Genomic DNA, 16428 nt, shown 5'->3' with positions numbered 1-16428 from the left:
GCGTCACGCCACCTTGAAGCCGTAGTCGAGCAGCTTCTTCGCGTCCGAGATGCGGGCGCTCGATGAGGAAGAGGTCAGGACCGTGCCGATGACCGTCTTGCCGTTGCGGGTCGCGGCGAAGACGAGGCAGTACTTCGCCTCCGGGCCGGAGCCCGTCTTCACGCCGATGGCGCCGCGGTAGGAGCCGAGGAGGTTGTTGGTGTTCTTCCACGACATGTAGCGGTAGCCGCCGGACTTCGTGGTGACCTTCTGCTTCGTCGACTTGGTCTTCACGATCGTGCGGAACGTGGAGTACTTCATCGCGCTGCGCGCGAGCTTCGTCAGGTCGCGCGGCGTCGAGTAGTTCTTGCCGTGGCCGATGCCGTCGAACGAGTCGAAGTGCGTGTTCTTCAGGTCCAGGTTCTTGGCCGTGGTGTTCATCTGGCCGATGAAGTTCTTCACGCGGGCCTTGCGCGTCGAGCCCTTGCCGAACTTGTCGGCGAGCGCGTACGCGGCGTCACAGCCCGAGGGCAGCATCAGCCCGTAGAGGAGCTGGCGGACCGTGACCTTGTCGCCGACGATCAGGCGGGCCGAGGAGGCGTAGTTGTTGTCGACGATGTAGTCGCCGTACGCCTTCTCCACCTTGACCTTGGAATCCAGGTTGAGGTTCCGCTGGCCGAGCACCACGCGCGCCGTCATGATCTTCGTCGTGGAGCCGGTGGAACGGCGGGTGTCGGCGGTCTTGGTGAAGAGCGTCTTGCCGTTGCCGCTGTTCATCACATAGCCGCCCTTGGCGACGATCGACGGCTTCGGGGGTGCGGCCGCGTGGGCCGGGACGGTGAGGGCGCCGCCGGCCAGCATCGCGCTCGCGGTGATGGTAACGGCCGATACGCGACGTACGCCCTTGATGCCGGTTTTCAAGATCTTCGCTCCAAATGCCCCTGGATTACGGCCACATGAGGGGGCCGCTCACCTCTAAGACGAGTGAGAGGGCGGAATGGATGTACGGAAATCGCCGCCAGTTGCCGGTGCTTCCGCGCTCCCGGATTCCGGTCACCGGGCCTCCCGGATTCCGGCATATGGACCGGGACTCCTCGCGTATACGTGTTGTATCTATGCTGTGCGCATGCCAGCCAGAGCCATGACGCCCCCCGCCACCAGCACCACCATCAGCACCGGAGGCCCCGCCGGCGCCGGCGCGCACCCCGCCAAGCAGCCGCCCGCCGCGGAACGCGTCTACGCCCACGTCAAGCGGGCCGTGCTGGACCGCCGCTACGAGGGCGGCACGCTCCTCACCGAGGGCGAGCTCGCCGAGGCCGTGGGCGTCTCCCGCACCCCGGTGCGCGAGGCGCTGCTGAAGCTGGAGGTCGAGGGGCTGCTGCGGCTCTACCCGAAGAAGGGCGCCCTCGTCCTGCCCGTCTCCGCCCAGGAGATCGCGGACGTCGTCGAGACCCGGCTGCTGGTGGAGAGGCACTCGGTGCGCAAGGCCGTGCCCGCGCCCGCCGCTCTCCTCGCCCGACTGCGGGAACTCCTCGACCAGCAGCGGGTGCAGGCCGCCGCAGGGGACTTCGCCGCCGCGGCCGTCACCGACCGCTGCTTCCACGCGGAGATCGTGCGCAGCGGCGGCAACGAGATCCTCTCCCGGCTCTACGACCAGCTGCGCGACCGGCAGCTCAGGATGGGCGTCGCCGTGATGCACTCCCACCCCGACCGGATCGCCAAGACGCTGGCGGAGCACGAGGAGATCCTCGCCGCCCTGGTGGCGGGCGACGCCGACGCGGCGGTCGCGGTCGTCACGCGGCACGTCGGCTGGTTCCGGGACCTGGCGCGGGGCGAGGTCCGATGAGCGCGACCCCCGCCCCCGCGCCCGGCGATCCTTCCCCCGGCTCCGAAGGGGCCGGGAAGGACCCCTTGGGCGGCGGGAAGGCCGTCCTCGTCTGGTCGATCGGCGTCGCCGTCTACTTCGTCGCCGTCATCTTCCGGACCTCGCTCGGCGTCGCCGGACTCGACGCCGCCGACCGCTTCCACGTCAACGCCTCGGCCCTGTCGACCTTCTCCATCCTCCAGCTCCTGGTCTACGCGGGCATGCAGATACCCGTCGGCCTGATGGTCGACCGGCTCGGCACCAAGAAGGTGCTGACCATCGGCGTGGTCCTGTTCACGGTGGGGCAGCTCGGCTTCGCGTTCTCGCCCTCGTACGGGATGGCGCTGGCCTCGCGCGCCCTGCTCGGCTGCGGTGACGCGCTGACCTTCATCAGCGTGCTGCGGCTCGGCACCCGCTGGTTCCCCGCCCGGCGCGGGCCGCTCGTCGCCCAGCTCGCGGGCCTCGTCGGCATGGCGGGCAACCTGGTCTCCACGCTGGTCCTCGCCCGGATGCTGCACTCCCTCGGCTGGACCACGGCCTTCGCGGGCAGCGCGCTCTGCGGCGTCGTCGTCCTCGTCCTGACCGTGCTGTTCCTCAAGGACCACCCCGAGGGCCACGCGCCGGAGCCGGTGTCCCACACCGGGGGCGCCTACGTCCGCCGCCAGATAGCCCTGTCCTGGCGCGAGCCCGGCACCCGGCTCGGCCTCTGGGTGCACTTCACCACGCAGTTCCCCGCGATGGTCTTCCTGCTGCTCTGGGGCCTGCCGTTCCTCGTCGAGGCGCAGGGCCTCTCCCGGGCGACCGCCGGCGAGCTGCTGACCCTCGTCGTCCTGTCCAACATGGTCATCGGCCTCGTCTACGGGCAGATCGTCGCCCGGAACCACGCGGCGCGGCTCGTGCTGGCGCTCGGCACCATCGGGGCCACGGCGACGGTCTGGGCGGCCACGCTGGCCTACCCCGGGGACCACGCCCCGATGTGGCTCCTGATCGTGCTGTGCGCCGTGCTCGGCGCCTGCGGGCCCGCCTCGATGATCGGCTTCGACTTCGCGCGGCCCGCGAATCCCCCGGAGCGGCAGGGCACGGCCTCCGGCATCACGAACATGGGCGGCTTCATCGCCTCCATGACGACGCTGCTCGCGATCGGCGTGCTGCTCGACGCCACCGGGGACGACTATCGCGTGGCGTTCTCCGCGGTGTTCGTCCTCGAGGCGGTGGGGCTGAGCCAGATCCTGCGGCTCCGGCGACGGGCGGTGCGCCGGGAGCGGGAGCAGCTGGTGGCCAGCCGCGTGGAGGCCGTGCACGTACCGGCGTGAGGCGCCGGGGCCGTGGAGCGGCGGGGCCGCGGGGGCGACGGGGCTACGGGGTCACCGCGAAGTTGCGCAGGATCGCCTCCGCGAGCTCCTGGTCGCCCTCGGCCTTGACCTGGTCGGCCACGGCCGCGTACGTCACGCGTCCGCAGGCGAGTCTGAAGTAGGTCTCCCAGTCGAGACCGATGGTGACGAGCGGGCCGAGGGAGGGCGAGCTGTCCACCGCGCCCTTGCCGTCGGCGTCCACGCGGACCGTGCGCAGGAACTCGACGGGGCCGCTCACGTCGAAGACCACCGCCGAGTTCGCGGGCGCGCCCGCCAGCTTGGCGACGACCTTCGGGAGGCCCTGGAGGAGGAGGTCCCGGGCGACGTAGGCGCCGGGGGAGTCGAGGTTGCCCGGCTGGCGCAGCGTCGTCCGCAGGTCCTGCTCGTGCACCCACACGTCGAACGCCCGCATCCGCATGGCCAGTTCGAGGGTCTGCTCGGAGCCGAGGGGGCCGCGGATCTTCGTCGAGGGGTCCCGGGACTCGTTCCGCAGCTGACGCGAGCGGCGGATGATCGTGTACTCCAGCTCGGAGGTCATCTCCGGCGCGGTGTGGTGACGCCGCACGTCGACCTGCATCTCCATGTACCGCTGGCCCTCGGTCTGCACGTGGTACAGGTCGCGGGGGAGGGTGTGGATGGGGCGCGGGTCGCCCAGCATCTCGCAGTCGAGGCCTATGACGTGGGAGACGATGTCCCGCACGGACCAGCCGGGGCAGGGCGTGGCCCAGTTCCACTCCCCCTCGGCGAGCGGCGACACCAGCTGGGATATCGCTTCCACGGAGTGGGTCCAGGCTTCGGCGTAGTTTTGCAGGCTGGGATGGAGACTCACGGGACCCCTCGGCGGTCGTACGCGGGCGGTGGGTGTCTGGGTGGCGTCGTGGGGGTCCGGGGGTTCCCCCGGAAATTCACAGTACGCTGCCCACAGGCACCCCGGCAGTGCTTTCGTGTGACGATCGTAGGCTGTGCTTGACGGTGATGACGGATCCCGAACGGCAGGACGGTGGTACTGTGCGCGCCTCTCTCATCCAGATCGCCGTAGACGAGGGCGAACCGGTCAATTCCCGCCGCGCGCGGGTCTCTTCACTGGTGCGCGAGGTCGCGGCGAGGGAGCGTCCGGATCTCGTGGTGCTCCCCGAGCTGTGGACCACCGGCGCCTTCGCCTACGAAGCCTTCGCGGCCGAGGCCGAGCCCCTGGAAGGGCCCACGTACGAAGCGATGGCGAAGGCGGCGAGCGATGCGGGCGTGTGGCTGCACGCCGGGTCCATCCCCGAGCGTGACCCAAAGGGGCCCCTCTACAACACGTCCCTGGTGTTCTCCCCCACCGGTGAGCCGGCCGCCGCGTACCGGAAGATCCACCGCTTCGGCTTCGACAAGGGCGAGGCGGTGCTGATGGGCGCGGGCTCGGAGCTGGTGACGGTACGGACGCCGGGCGCGACGCTCGGCCTCGCCACCTGCTACGACCTGCGCTTCCCCGAGCTGTTCCGGGGGCTCGTCGACGCCGGGGCCGAGATGTTCGTCGTCCCGGCCGGCTGGCCCGCGCGGCGGCGCGAGCACTGGACGCTGCTGGCCAGGGCGCGGGCGGTCGAGGACCAGGTGTACGTCCTGGCGTGCGGCACCGGCGGCACGCACGCGGGCGTGGACCAGGCCGGGCACAGCGTCGTGGTGGACCCGTGGGGTGAGGTGCTCGCGGAGGCGGGCGACGGCGAGGAGGTCCTGACCGTGGACCTGGACCCCGCCAGGGTCGCCGCCACCCGGGAGCAGTTCCCCGCGTTGAAGGACCGCGTCCTCGGCTCACCGGCGCCCCGCCGCTGAGCCGCCCCGCCGTCGCGGGTCAGTAGCCCCTGCGCTCCTGGTCGGGGTCGACGACCGTGGTCTGCGCGACCGGTGGCACGACCGCGCGCCTGCGCCGCGCGATGCTGGTGAACGCGGCGACGCCGATGATCCCGACCGCCATCATGACGAGACCGGCGACGGTGACGTTGAAGCCTTCCATCTTCCAGTCGGTCGCGAACGTGAGAATGGCGCCCACGGCGATGAGAATGATGCATCCGCCCAGGCCCATATGGACCGCCTCCCTGTGTCGTGGCTGCGCCGACCGTGTACCCGGCTGAGCCGACCCCACACGGAAAGCGGAGCCCCCGCCGTCGGGCAACGGCCGGGGCTCCGCCGCGAACAGACGACGCGTCAGGGTCCGCGCCGGCCCGTGTCAGCCCTCCAGGAACGCCACGAGCGCGTTGGCGAGCAGGTACGGGTCGTCCGCGCCGCACAGCTCGCGCACGCTGTGCATGGACAGGATCGCCACACCGATGTCGACGGTCTTGATGCCGTGCCGGGCCGCCGTGATGGGGCCGATCGTCGTGCCGCAGGGCATCGCGTTGTTCGAGACGAACGACTGGAACGGCACGCCCGCCTTCTCGCACGCGGCGGCGAACACCGAGCGCCCCGCGCCGTCCGTGGCGTAGCGGTTGTTGACGTTCACCTTGAGGATGGGGCCGCCGTTGGCGCGCGGGTGGTGCGTGGGGTCGTGCCGCTCGGCGTAGTTGGGGTGGACGGCGTGACCGGTGTCGGAGGAGAGGCAGACGGTCCCGGCGAAGGCCCGCGCCCGGTCCTCGTAGGTGCCGCCGCGCGCGAACACCGACCGTTCGAGGACCGATCCGAGGAGCGGGCCGTCGGCGCCGGTGTCGGACTGCGAGCCGTTCTCCTCGTGGTCGAAGGCGGCGAGCACGGGGATGTACGGCAGGGTCTCGGCGCTCGCGGCGGCGGCGAGGGCGGCCGTCGCGGCGTGCACGGACAGGAGGTTGTCCATGCGGGGGCCGGCGACGAGCTCGCGGTCACGGCCGAGGAAGGCGGGTGGCTCGACGGAGTACGTCATGAGGTCCCAGCCCGTGACGTCGCCCTCGCCGAGGCCGCTCTCGTCCTCCAGGAAGCGGATGAGGTCGCCCTCGTGGACGTCGTCGCCGAGGCCCCAGACGGGCTGCATGTGCCGCTGCTTGTCGAGCTTGAGGCCGTCGGTGTGGACGGAGCGGTCCATGTGGATGGCGAGCTGCGGCACGCGGAGCAACGGCCGGTCGATGTTCACGAGCCGGGTGGTTCCGTCGCGCAGCGAGAGGCGGCCGGCGAGGCCGAGGTCCCGGTCCAGCCAGGAGTTGAGCAGCGGCCCGCCGTAGATCTCCACGGCGACCTGGCGCCAGCCGTGGCCGCCCGCGTCGGGCCGCGGCTTCACGCGGAGGTTGGGGGAGTCGGTGTGGGCGCCGACGATGCGGAAGGGCGTGTGGGCCGCGACGCCCTCGGGGACGTACCAGGCGACGATGGCGCCGCCGCGGAGCACGTACTTGCCGCCGGTCGTACCGTCCCAGGCCTCGGTCTCCTCGACCTGCCGGAAACCGGCCTTCTCCAGGCGCTCGGCGGCGCTCGCCACCGCGTGGTACGGCGTGGGGCTCGCGGCGAGGAAGGTCATGAGGTCTTCGGTGTGGCCGCGGTCGAAGGGGCCGGAGGGTGTACGCATGGCTGTCAGCCTAATGGGGGCACCGCCCGTACGACGTGGAGCTCAGAGGCGGTCGATCTCGGTGAGGTCGATGTCGATGGTGAACGGCACCGCGAGCTTCAGCCGGTCGTGGTGGATGCCCGTGGGCGCGTAGCCGCCGGTGTGCGGGTCGAGTTCGAAGGTGTGGACGGCGGGCCGCTTGTTCTCGTCCATCCTGACCAGCCAGTAGTGCCGGATTCCGGCGGCCGCGTACTTGCGGGGCTTGGTGTCCTGGTCGCGCTCCTCGGAGTCGGGCGAGACGACCTCCACGGCGAGCAGGACGTCCTCCGCGCGGTATCGCGTCTGTGTCTGGTCGGCGTCGGCCTCCGCGGTCACGACCACGAGATCCGGCTCGGGCGCCTGCCTGCGGCCGAGGACGACGGCCATCTCGCGGCGGACCCGCAGGTGCTCGGGGACGGTGGTGCGCAGCCCCTGTTCGAAGAGGTACATGGCGAGCGTGTGGAACTTGCGCTGCGGACTCACGAAGATCAGGCTCCCGTCGATCAGCTCTGTGTGCGGCGGGAGGTCGAGGCTGAAGAATTCGTCCGTCGTGTAGCCGTCCTGGGGCGGCATCGGCCACGCCGAGCCGTCGGGCTGGAGTGCGTGCAGCGCTTCGGTGCGGGCTTCGGCGGTCATGGTTCCTCCCATGGACGGGATTCTCGGCCGTTGGTTCAGCCTACCCAGCGCGTACGACGATGCCGCCACCCGAAATGATCAGATGACGGCATCGTGCTGACGTGCGAGAGGAATCCGGTCGAACCAGGTCGAACTAGAACGCCGCCTCGTCCAGCTCCATGAGGCCCAGCTCCACGTTCTCGGCGAGCTTCCGCTCGGCAGTGACGCCCGGCAGGACGTTCGCGGCGAAGAACTTGGCCGCGGCGATCTTGCCCTCGTAGAAGGGCTTGTCCTTCGCGGAGGCCGTCTCCAGCTTCTCGGCCGCGACGGCGGCGCCGCGCAGCAGCAGGTAGCCGACGACGACGTCGCCCGAGGCCATCAGCAGGCGCGTGGTGTTCAGGCCCACCTTGTAGATGGACTTCACGTCCTGCTCGGTGGCCGCGAGGTCGGTCAGCATGACGCCGACGATGGCCTCCAGCTCGACGGCGGCCTTGGCCAGCTCCTCGCGGGCGCCGGCCAGCGTCTCGCCGCCGGTGCCGACCGCGAGGAACTTCTTGATCTCCTCGGCCAGGCCGTTGAGCGCCGCGCCCTGGTTGCGGACGATCTTCCGGAAGAAGAAGTCCTGGCCCTGGATCGCGGTGGTGCCCTCGTAGAGGGTGTCGATCTTGGCGTCCCGGATGTACTGCTCGATCGGGTACTCCTGGAGGTACCCGGAGCCGCCGAACGTCTGGAGCGACTGCGCCAGCTGCTCGTAGGACTTCTCCGAGCCGTAGCCCTTGACGATCGGCAGGAGCAGGTCGTTCAGGGCGTGCAGCGCGGAGGCGTCCTCGCCCGCGGCCTCCTTGACCTGGATCTCGTCCTGGACGGCCGCGGTGTGCAGCACCAGGGCGCGCATGCCCTCCGCGTACGCCTTCTGCGTCATGAGGGCGCGGCGCACGTCCGGGTGGTGCGTGATCGTCACCTTGGGCGCGGTCTTGTCCATGAACTGCGCGAGGTCGGGGCCCTGCACGCGCTCCTTGGCGTACTCCAGGGCGTTGAGGTAGCCCGTGGAGAGCGTCGCGATGGCCTTCGTGCCGACCATCATCCGGGCGAACTCGATGATGCGGAACATCTGGCGGATGCCGTCGTGCTTGTCGCCGATCAGCCAGCCCTTGGCGGGGTGGCGGTCGCCGAACGTCATCTCGCAGGTGTTGGAGGCCTTCAGGCCCATCTTGTGCTCGACGTTGGTGGCGTACACGCCGTTGCGCTCGCCCAGCTCGCCGGTCTCCCAGTCGAACTCGTACTTCGGCACGAGGAAGAGCGAGAGGCCCTTGGTGCCGGGGCCGTGGCCCTCGGGGCGGGCGAGGACGTAGTGGAGGATGTTCTCCGACATGTCGTGCTCACCGGACGTGATGAAGCGCTTCACGCCCTCGATGTGCCAGGAGCCGTCCTCCTGCTGCACGGCCTTCGTGCGGCCCGCGCCCACGTCCGAGCCCGCGTCGGGCTCGGTGAGGACCATCGTCGAGCCCCACTGCTTCTCGACGGCGATGGAGGCGACCTTCTTCTGCGCCTCGTTGCCCTCCTCGAAGAGGATGCCGGCGAAGGCGGGGCCCGAGGAGTACATCCACACGGCCGGGTTGGCGCCGAGCAGCAGCTCCGCGTAGGCCCAGATGAGGGAGCGGGGCGAGGTGGTGCCGCCGATCTCCTCGGGCAGGCCGAGGCGCCAGTACTCGGAGTCCATGAAGGCCTGGTAGCTCTTCTTGAAGGAGGCCGGGACGGGCGCGGTGTTGGTCTCCGGGTCGAAGACCGGCGGGTTGCGGTCGGCGTCGGTGAAGGACTCGGCCAGCTCGTTCTCGGCGAGGCGGCGCAGCTCGTCGAGGATGCTCTTGGCGGTGTCGACGTCCATCTCCGCGAACGGGCCGGCGCCGTACAGCTGGTCGCGGCCGAGCACCTCGAAGAGGTTGAACTCGATGTCGCGGAGATTCGACTTGTAGTGGCCCATGGCGAAGGCTCCGTAAGCAGGAAAGGGATGAATACCAGTAAGTAGCTACGATGATGCTACCCGTCGGTAATAAGAATCAACCCCTCACGGTCCATCTGTGACTCAGTACGCTTACGCGCATGTACGGCTACGACCAGAATCCCGGCGCCCAGCAGCAGTACGCCCCGCCGGGCGCGCAGCCGCCGCCGCAGCAGCAGGGCATGCCCGGCGGTGGCTACGGCCAGCAGCCTCCGCTCTACCCCGAGCCCTCGCCGCCCTCCCTCGCGGACGCGGTGCGCGCCTTCACCACGGGCTCGATGTCCGCCGAGGACTTCCAGCAGGCCTTCGCCACGTCGAAGGTCTACTGCCCGCGCGGTGACAACCCCGGCTTCCTCGCGCTGCACAACACCCAGCAGCCGGTCATCCCGATGTTCACCTCCCTCAAGGAGCTGCGGAGGTACGCGGGCAAGGACTCCAAGTACTTCGTGATCACCGGCGCGGAGGTCATCGACCTGCTGCCGACGGGGTACGGCTTCGTCCTCGACATGGAGGGGGAGCACCGCATGGTCTTCGACGCGAAGGCCGTGGAGCAGATGGTCGACTTCGCGATGCGCCGTATGTACGGCTGAGGGTCCGCCTCGGCCGCGGGTTCGCCGTGGTTCGTCGCGCGGGACCCCGCGCCCCTGGCGGGGCGCTCCTCGTGTCGTAGATCGTTTCCAGCCGCCCCGGAGCCCGGAGGGAATTCCCTCCGGGCTCCGTTCGTTCTGAGTGGCAGAAAGTTCTACGTTCAACTAAAGTGTGATCACGAGGAGGTACCGACCATGCCTGCAGTGACCGTCGAGAACCCGCTGACCCTGCCCCGAGTGGTGGCGCCCGCCGAGGCGAAGGCGCGGCCCGTGCTCGCCGTGACGACCGCTCCGAGCGGCTTCGAGGGCGAGGGGTTCCCGGTGCGCCGGGCCTTCGCGGGAATCAACTACAAGCACCTCGACCCGTTCATCATGATGGACCAGATGGGAGAGGTGGAGTACGAGGCCGGCGAGCCGAAAGGCACGCCCTGGCACCCCCACCGCGGCTTCGAGACGGTCACGTACCTGATCGACGGCAGCTTCATCCACCAGGACTCCAACGGCGGCGGCGGGACGATCCAGGACGGCGACACGCAGTGGATGACGGCGGGCTCCGGCCTGCTGCACATCGAGGCGCCGCCGGAGTCCCTCGTCATGTCCGGCGGCCTCTTCCACGGCCTCCAGCTGTGGGTGAACCTCCCCGCCAAGGACAAGATGATGAACCCCCGCTACCAGGACATCCGCGGCGGCCAGGTCCAGCTCCTCTCCACCCCCGACGGCGGCGCGCTGCTCCGCGTCATCGCCGGTGAGCTCGACGGCCACCAGGGCCCCGGCATCACGCACACGCCGATCACGATGATCCACGCGACCGTGCGCCCCGGCGCCGAGGTCACGCTGCCCTGGCGCGAGGACTTCAACGGCCTGGCGTACGTGCTCGCCGGGCACGGCGCCGTCGGGGCCGAGCGCCGCCCCGTGCGCCTGGGGCAGACCGCGGTCTTCGGCGCCGGGTCCTCGCTGACCGTCCGCGCGGACGAGAAGCAGGACGGCAACGCCCCCGACCTGGAGGTCGTGCTGCTCGGCGGACAGCCGATCAGGGAGCCCATGGCGCACTACGGCCCGTTCGTGATGAACAGCCGCGCCGAGCTCCAGCAGGCCTTCGAGGACTTCCAGAAGGGCCTGCTCGGCACCGTGCCCGCGGTGCACGGCATGTAGGCGCCGCCACGGCGCGCTGCGGGCAGGCGTACATAACGTGCGCGGCCCGGGGGAGCGTGCTCGGGTGGGAGGGTGCACACCCTTCTCCCCGAGCCCGCCCGCCGACTCGCCGCGTGGTGCGTGGTCGTCCTGCTCGTCGTCGGCGTGGCCGCCGTCGGCGTCTGGCTCTGCGTCCACCTGCGGACCGCCGTGACACCGGTCCTGCTCGCGCTCCTCGGCACCGCCCTGCTCGGGCCGCTCTACCGCCGCCTGCTCGCGATGAAGGTGCAGCGCTCGCTCGCCGCCGGCCTCACCTGCGCGGCCGTCGTCGCCGTCGTCGGCGGCGTCACGTACATCGTGGTCACCGCCCTGATCGACACGGGCGACCAGATCATCGCGTCCCTGAAGACCGCGGCGACCGACCTCTCGAAGCACTTCGGGGCCGCGGGCACCTCACTCGACGACATGGCGTCCAACGCCAAGGAACTGCTCGGCAAGTTCGGCGGCACCGCGGCGTCGGGCGTGCTCAGCGGGCTGAGCGTCGTCGGCGAGGTGGCCGCCATGGCCGTGCTCGCCCTGCTGCTCGTCTTCTTCTTCCTGCGCGACTCCGGCCGCGCGATGGCCGCCATGCGCTCCTTCTCGCCCGGCGGCTCCGCCGACGCCGTCGAGGCCATGGCGCGGCGGGCCTTCGGGGCCATCGAGGGCTTCATGCGGGGCACGACGATCATCGCGTTCATCGACGCCCTCTGCATCACCGTCGGGCTGCTGATCCTCCAGGTGCCCGGGGCGGTCGGCCTCGGCGCGCTCGTCTTCGTGGGCGCCTACATCCCGTACCTCGGCGCCTTCCTGTCCGGCGCCATCGCCGTCCTCGTCGCCCTCGCCGACCGCGGCTTCGTCATCGCCCTGTGGGTGCTCGGCGTGGTCCTCGCCGTGCAGCTCCTGGAGGGCCACATCCTCCAGCCGGTCATCCAGAGCCGCACGGTGCAGATGCACCCGGCGGTGGTCATGCTGGCGATCACCGCGGGGGCGTCCGTCGCGGGCATCATCGGGATGCTGCTCGCGGTGCCGCTGACCGCGGCGGCCTTCGGCGTCCTGGCCGAGCTGCGCGCCCGCTACTCCGAGGGGACGACGGGGCCCTCCGGTTCCTCACCCGGACCGCCCGGCGCCTCGCCCGGTCCGTCCGGCTCCGGGGAGCCCGCGTCCTCGTAGAGCTCGAACCAGATGCTCTTGCCGTCGCCGCGGGGGTCCACGCCCCACGCCCCGGCCAGCAGCTCCATCAGGACCAGGCCGCGCCCGGAGGAGGCCAGCTCCCCGGGACGCCGCTTGTGCGGCAGGTCGTCGCTCCCGTCCGCCACCTCGGCCCGCAGCCTGCGCCTGCCGGGCTCGCCGCTGACCTGCGCGACCAGGAGGGCGTCGCCGTCGGTGTGCACCAGGACGTTCGTGAGCATCTCGGAGACCATCAGGACCGCCGAGTCGACCTGGTCGTCGTCCGCCCAGTCGTGCAGCAGCTCCCGCAGATGGCGGCGGGCGCCGCCGATGCGCTCCGGCTCGGCCTGCGCGATGGTCAGGACGGTGCGCCGGGCGTCCACGTGCTGCTCGGGGCGGCTCGTACGGCTCAGGAGCAGTACCGCTATGTCGTCCTCGCGGCGGTCCGCGAGCGGTCCCGTCGTGTGGTGCGAGGAGGGGCCGTGCACGGCCTGCACGAGCCGGTCGGCGAGGAGTTCGAGGTTGTCCTGCTCGTCGTCGTCACCCAGGTACTCCTCCAGGGCCGCCCTGATCCGCGACCAGCCGGTCTCCAGGTCGTGGCCGCCGGTCTCGATGAGCCCGTCGGTGCAGATCAGCATGGTCTGGCCGGGTTCGAGGACCAGACGGGTGGTGGGGTAGTCCGCGTCCGGGTCGATGCCCAGGGGCAGACCGCCCGCGACGGGCCGCTGGAGCACCGTTCCGTCGGCCATCCGTATCGCCGGCTCCGGATGCCCCGCGCGGGCGATCTCCAGGACGCCCGTCGCCGGGTCGGCCTCGACGTACAGACACGTCGCGAAGCGCGGGTCGTACTCGGTCGCCTCGTCGGTGCCCGAGCCGCTCGACCCGTAGGTGGCGGACTCCGTGATCCCCGAGAGGAAGCGGGTCGCGCGTGAGAGCACCGCGTCGGGGCGGTGCCCCTCGGACGCGTACGCCCGCAGGGCGATGCGGAGCTGCCCCATCAGGCCCGCCGCGCGCACGTCGTGCCCCTGGACGTCGCCGATGGCGAAGGCGATGCGGCCGCTGGGCAGCGGGATCATGTCGTACCAGTCGCCGCCGACCTGGAGGCCGCCGCCGGTCGGCACATAGCGGGCGGCCACGCTCATCCCGTCGATCTTCGGGCCGAGCATCGGCAGCATCGAGCGCTGCAGGCCGTCCGTCAGCTCCCGCTCGGAGTCCGTGACCCCGGCCCGCGAGAGCGCCTGCGCCAGCATCCGCGCGACCGTCGTCAGGACCGAGCGCTCGTCGGGCGTGAACGTCACGGGATACGTGAAGGCCGCCATCCACGCGCCCATCGTGCGGCCCGCCACCGTCAGCGGCAGGAACGCCCACGACTGCCGCTCGAAGCGCCGCGCCAGCGGCCAGGCCGCCGGGTAGCGGCGGCGGTAGTCGTCCGGCGACGAGAGATAGACGGCGCGGCCGGTGCGGACCACCTCGGCCGCCGGGTAGTCGGTGTCCAGCTGCATCGCCGAGAAGGGGCCTTCGTCGCCCGGCTCGTGGCCGTGGTGCCCGATGATCGTCAGCCGGTCGCCCGCCACGCCGAAGACCGCGAGCCCGTCCGGCGAGAAACCCGGCATGGAGAGCCCCGCGGCGACCCGCAGGACCTCCTCCGTGGAGCGCGCCTCGGCGAGCGCGCGGCCCGCGTCCAGCAGGAACGCCTCGCGGGAGCGGCGCCAGTCGCCGGTGACCGGGGTGCGGGCGGCCGTGCCCGGCGGGGGCTCCGTGACCTCCTGGAGGGTGCCGATCAGCTCGTACGCCTCGGTGGAGTCGTGCGTCACCGGCTTGGAGCGGCTGCGCACGGTGCGCAGGACCCGCCGCCCCGTCTCGTCCATGATCCGCAGCCGGGCCTCGGCGAGGGTGCCCTCGGCGACGGCGAGCTGGACGATCCCGTAGATCTCGTTCCAGTCGACCGGGTGGAAACGGGAGCGCACGCCCGCCTCCGAGAGCGTCTGGGCGCGCTCGGGCAGCCCGAGGAGCCTGGCGGCCTCGGCGTCGAGGGTGACGGTCCCCGAGGCGTTGTCCCAGCGCCACAGCCCGGTGGCGATCGCGGCGAGGACGTCCCGCACGGGAGGCAGGGATTCGTCCCCCACCTGCGCGAGGGGATCGTCGGTGCGCATTGACCCACTTTAGGAATAGGTAGGGGCCCACCGCCACCGAACCTCTGCCCGCGAGGGGCACGGAAGTGGCCCTCGGGGCCCCTGTGACGCTCGTCGGAGTGGCCCGGCGGCGAATATCCGGAAAGCGATCTTCGCCCGGACGGTAGCCTGGGGAGCGTCTGCTCTCTCCCCTATTCGCGAAGACTGGATGAACGACGATGCATCGGTACAGGTCCCACACCTGCGGCGAGCTCCGCGCCTCTGACGTCGGCACCGACGTCCGGCTGAGCGGCTGGCTGCACAATCGCCGAGACCTGGGCGGCATTCTCTTCATCGATCTCCGCGATCACTACGGCATCACGCAGCTCGTGGCCCGCCCCGGCACCAAGGCCGCCGAGGTCCTGGACAAGCTGTCCAAGGAGACGGTCGTCCGCGTCGACGGCAAGGTCGTCTCGCGCGGCACGGACAACGTCAACCCGGAGCTGCCGACCGGCGAGGTCGAGATCGAGGCGAGCGAGGTCGAGGTGCTGGGCGCCGCCGCCCCCCTCCCCTTCACGATCAACGCCGAGGACGGCGTGAACGAGGAGCGCCGCCTGGAGTACCGCTTCCTGGACCTGCGCCGCGAGCGCATGCACCGGAACATCATGCTGCGCTCGGCCGTCATCGCCTCCATCCGCTCCAAGATGGTCGCGCTCGGCTTCAACGAGATGGCGACGCCGATCCTCACGGCGACCTCCCCCGAGGGCGCGCGCGACTTCGTCGTCCCCTCCCGCCTGAACCCCGGCAAGTTCTACGCCCTGCCGCAGGCCCCGCAGCAGTTCAAGCAGCTCCTGATGATCTCGGGCTTCGACCGCTACTTCCAGATCGCGCCCTGCTTCCGCGACGAGGACGCGCGCGCGGACCGCTCGCCGGGCGAGTTCTACCAGCTCGACGTCGAGATGAGCTTCGTGGAGCAGGAAGACGTCTTCCGCCCCATCGAGAAGCTGATGACGGAGATCTTCACGGAGTTCGGCAACGGCCGCGAGGTCACGTCGCCGTTCCCGCGCATCCCGTTCCGCGAGTCGATGCTGAAGTACGGCAACGACAAGCCCGACCTGCGCGCGAAGCTCGAACTGCACGACATCACGGACATCTTCGCGGACTCCGGGTTCAAGGCGTTCGCCGGCAAGCACGTCCGGGCCCTCCCCGTCCCCGACACGGCCTCGCAGTCCCGCAAGTTCTTCGACGGCCTCGGTGACTACGCCGTCGAGCAGGGCGCCAAGGGCCTGGCCTGGGTGCGCGTCGCCGAGGACGGCTCGCTGACGGGCCCGATCGCCAAGTTCCTCACCGAGGCGGACGTCGAGGAGCTCACGAAGCGCCTCGGCCTTGAGGCGGGCCACGCGGTCTTCTTCGGCGCGGGCGAGTTCGACGAGGTCTCGAAGATCATGTCCGCCGTCCGCGTCGAGGCCGCCAAGCGCGCCGGCCACTTCGAGGAGGGCGTCTTCCGCTTCTGCTGGATCGTCGACTTCCCGATGTACGAGAAGGACGAGGAGACGGGGAAGATCGACTTCTCCCACAACCCCTTCTCGATGCCGCAGGGCGGCATGAAGGACCTGGAGGAGAAGGACCCGCTCGACATCCTCGCCTGGCAGTACGACATCGTCTGCAACGGCATCGAGCTGTCCTCCGGCGCCATCCGGAACCACGAGCCCGAGGTCATGCTCAAGGCCTTCGAGATCGCGGGTTACGACGCGGAGACCGTCGAGCACGAGTTCGCGGGCATGCTGCGCGCGTTCCGCCTCGGCGCCCCGCCGCACGGCGGCATCGCGCCGGGCGTCGACCGCATGGTCATGCTCCTCGCGGACGAGCCGAACATCCGCGAGACCATCGCCTTCCCGCTGAACGGCAACGCGCAGGACCTGATGATGGGCGCCCCGACGGTCCTCGACGAGGCGCGGCTGCGGGAACTGAACATCTCGCTCCGCAAGCCCGCGGCGCAGTAGCGGTCGCCACGGCGCTGCCGTGGCCCCGGCCATGCGAAAGGCCCCCGGAACCAGTGGT

14 protein-coding genes are annotated in these 16428 nt (G+C 70.7%); 7 read left to right on the top strand and 7 right to left on the bottom strand.

The annotated features are described in order from the left end of the window. Positions 1-3: 3 nt before the first annotated feature. On the bottom strand, positions 4-840 hold the full coding sequence (locus tag DCW30_RS10675; RefSeq protein WP_076685290.1) for a D-alanyl-D-alanine carboxypeptidase family protein: 837 nt from the start codon (positions 838-840) through the stop codon (positions 4-6). Positions 841-1105: 265 nt separating this feature from the next. On the opposite strand from DCW30_RS10675, the gene DCW30_RS10670 reads away from it, so the two are divergent. Further along, the gene (locus DCW30_RS10670) at positions 1106-1825 is read left to right on the top strand and encodes a GntR family transcriptional regulator (protein ID WP_237283403.1); all 720 of its coding nucleotides are present in this window, start codon (positions 1106-1108) and stop codon (positions 1823-1825) included. Then, positions 1822-3156 (top strand): MFS transporter, encoded by a 1335-nt coding sequence (locus DCW30_RS10665; RefSeq protein ID WP_079250053.1) that lies wholly within the window; start codon positions 1822-1824, stop codon positions 3154-3156. The genes DCW30_RS10670 and DCW30_RS10665 overlap by 4 nt, the downstream gene beginning before the upstream one ends. Before the next feature lie 43 nt (positions 3157-3199). Here the strand turns inward: DCW30_RS10665 and DCW30_RS10660 are convergent, their stop codons facing one another. Next, a complete protein-coding gene (locus tag DCW30_RS10660) occupies positions 3200-4024 on the bottom strand; it encodes a maleylpyruvate isomerase family mycothiol-dependent enzyme (protein ID WP_076685288.1) in 825 nt (274 codons plus the stop codon). A 179-nt stretch (positions 4025-4203) separates the two neighbouring features. On the opposite strand from DCW30_RS10660, the gene DCW30_RS10655 reads away from it, so the two are divergent. Further along, complete coding sequence (locus DCW30_RS10655) at positions 4204-5007, top strand: carbon-nitrogen family hydrolase (RefSeq protein ID WP_076685287.1); 804 nt, start codon at positions 4204-4206, stop codon at positions 5005-5007. Between the two features lie 19 nt (positions 5008-5026). Here the strand turns inward: DCW30_RS10655 and DCW30_RS10650 are convergent, their stop codons facing one another. The 4 genes from DCW30_RS10650 to DCW30_RS10635 all read right to left on the bottom strand — a co-directional run bounded on the left by DCW30_RS10650 (position 5027) and on the right by DCW30_RS10635 (position 9314). Next, positions 5027-5257 carry a hypothetical protein gene (locus DCW30_RS10650; protein ID WP_062774477.1) on the bottom strand — a complete coding sequence of 77 codons (231 nt, stop codon included), beginning with the start codon at positions 5255-5257 and terminating at the stop codon, positions 5027-5029. 144 nt (positions 5258-5401) lie between these two features. Further along, the gene (locus tag DCW30_RS10645; protein ID WP_076685286.1) at positions 5402-6700 is read right to left on the bottom strand and encodes a M18 family aminopeptidase; all 1299 of its coding nucleotides are present in this window, start codon (positions 6698-6700) and stop codon (positions 5402-5404) included. Between the two features lie 42 nt (positions 6701-6742). Beyond that, entirely contained in the window at positions 6743-7354 is a 612-nt protein-coding gene (locus DCW30_RS10640) for a Uma2 family endonuclease (protein WP_232626770.1), read from the bottom strand. Between the two features lie 133 nt (positions 7355-7487). After that, positions 7488-9314, bottom strand: a complete 1827-nt coding sequence (locus DCW30_RS10635; RefSeq protein WP_076685284.1) for an acyl-CoA dehydrogenase — start codon at positions 9312-9314, stop codon at positions 7488-7490. Between the two features lie 119 nt (positions 9315-9433). Here DCW30_RS10635 and DCW30_RS10630 point away from each other — a divergent pair, with 119 nt between their 5' ends. The 3 genes from DCW30_RS10630 (at position 9434) to DCW30_RS10620 (ending at position 12259) form a co-directional block, all read left to right on the top strand. Beyond that, positions 9434-9922 (top strand): SseB family protein, encoded by a 489-nt coding sequence (locus tag DCW30_RS10630; protein WP_062774485.1) that lies wholly within the window; start codon positions 9434-9436, stop codon positions 9920-9922. A gap of 192 nt (positions 9923-10114) precedes the next feature. Then, positions 10115-11071 (top strand): pirin family protein, encoded by a 957-nt coding sequence (locus tag DCW30_RS10625; RefSeq protein ID WP_076685283.1) that lies wholly within the window; start codon positions 10115-10117, stop codon positions 11069-11071. Between the two features lie 72 nt (positions 11072-11143). Then, positions 11144-12259: an AI-2E family transporter gene (locus DCW30_RS10620; protein WP_076685282.1), complete on the top strand. Its 1116-nt coding sequence runs from the start codon at positions 11144-11146 to the stop codon at positions 12257-12259. Here the strand turns inward: DCW30_RS10620 and DCW30_RS10615 are convergent. Then, positions 12163-14409 (bottom strand): ATP-binding SpoIIE family protein phosphatase, encoded by a 2247-nt coding sequence (locus DCW30_RS10615; protein ID WP_076685281.1) that lies wholly within the window; start codon positions 14407-14409, stop codon positions 12163-12165. The genes DCW30_RS10620 and DCW30_RS10615 overlap by 97 nt on opposite strands. 197 nt (positions 14410-14606) lie before the next feature. Between DCW30_RS10615 and aspS the strand changes: the two genes are divergently transcribed. Further along, positions 14607-16370, top strand: coding sequence for an aspartate--tRNA ligase (aspS, locus tag DCW30_RS10610; protein WP_062774493.1), 1764 nt, complete (start codon positions 14607-14609; stop codon positions 16368-16370). The last annotated feature ends 58 nt before the right edge of the window (positions 16371-16428 follow it).

The organism is Streptomyces alfalfae (assembly GCF_004127445.1).
GTDB lineage: Bacteria > Actinomycetota > Actinomycetes > Streptomycetales > Streptomycetaceae > Streptomyces > Streptomyces alfalfae.
Note: the sequence above shows the minus strand (reverse complement) of the source record. Positions and strands in the feature narration are given on the sequence as shown.

Excerpts from the sequence above, each read along its gene's own strand:
- DCW30_RS10675 (WP_076685290.1), bottom strand. The coding sequence starts at position 840 with ATGCTGGCCGGCGGCGCCCTCACCGTCCCGGCCCACGCGGCCGCACCC.
- DCW30_RS10670 (WP_237283403.1), top strand. The coding sequence starts at position 1,106 with ATGCCAGCCAGAGCCATGACGCCCCCCGCCACCAGCACCACCATCAGC.
- DCW30_RS10665 (WP_079250053.1), top strand. The coding sequence starts at position 1,822 with ATGAGCGCGACCCCCGCCCCCGCGCCCGGCGATCCTTCCCCCGGCTCC.
- DCW30_RS10650 (WP_062774477.1), bottom strand. The coding sequence starts at position 5,257 with ATGGGCCTGGGCGGATGCATCATTCTCATCGCCGTGGGCGCCATTCTC.
- DCW30_RS10645 (WP_076685286.1), bottom strand. The coding sequence starts at position 6,700 with ATGCGTACACCCTCCGGCCCCTTCGACCGCGGCCACACCGAAGACCTC.
- DCW30_RS10640 (WP_232626770.1), bottom strand. The coding sequence starts at position 7,354 with ATGACCGCCGAAGCCCGCACCGAAGCGCTGCACGCACTCCAGCCCGAC.
- DCW30_RS10635 (WP_076685284.1), bottom strand. The coding sequence starts at position 9,314 with ATGGGCCACTACAAGTCGAATCTCCGCGACATCGAGTTCAACCTCTTC.
- DCW30_RS10630 (WP_062774485.1), top strand. The coding sequence starts at position 9,434 with ATGTACGGCTACGACCAGAATCCCGGCGCCCAGCAGCAGTACGCCCCG.
- DCW30_RS10625 (WP_076685283.1), top strand. The coding sequence starts at position 10,115 with ATGCCTGCAGTGACCGTCGAGAACCCGCTGACCCTGCCCCGAGTGGTG.
- DCW30_RS10615 (WP_076685281.1), bottom strand. The coding sequence starts at position 14,409 with ATGCGCACCGACGATCCCCTCGCGCAGGTGGGGGACGAATCCCTGCCT.
- aspS (WP_062774493.1), top strand. The coding sequence starts at position 14,607 with ATGCATCGGTACAGGTCCCACACCTGCGGCGAGCTCCGCGCCTCTGAC.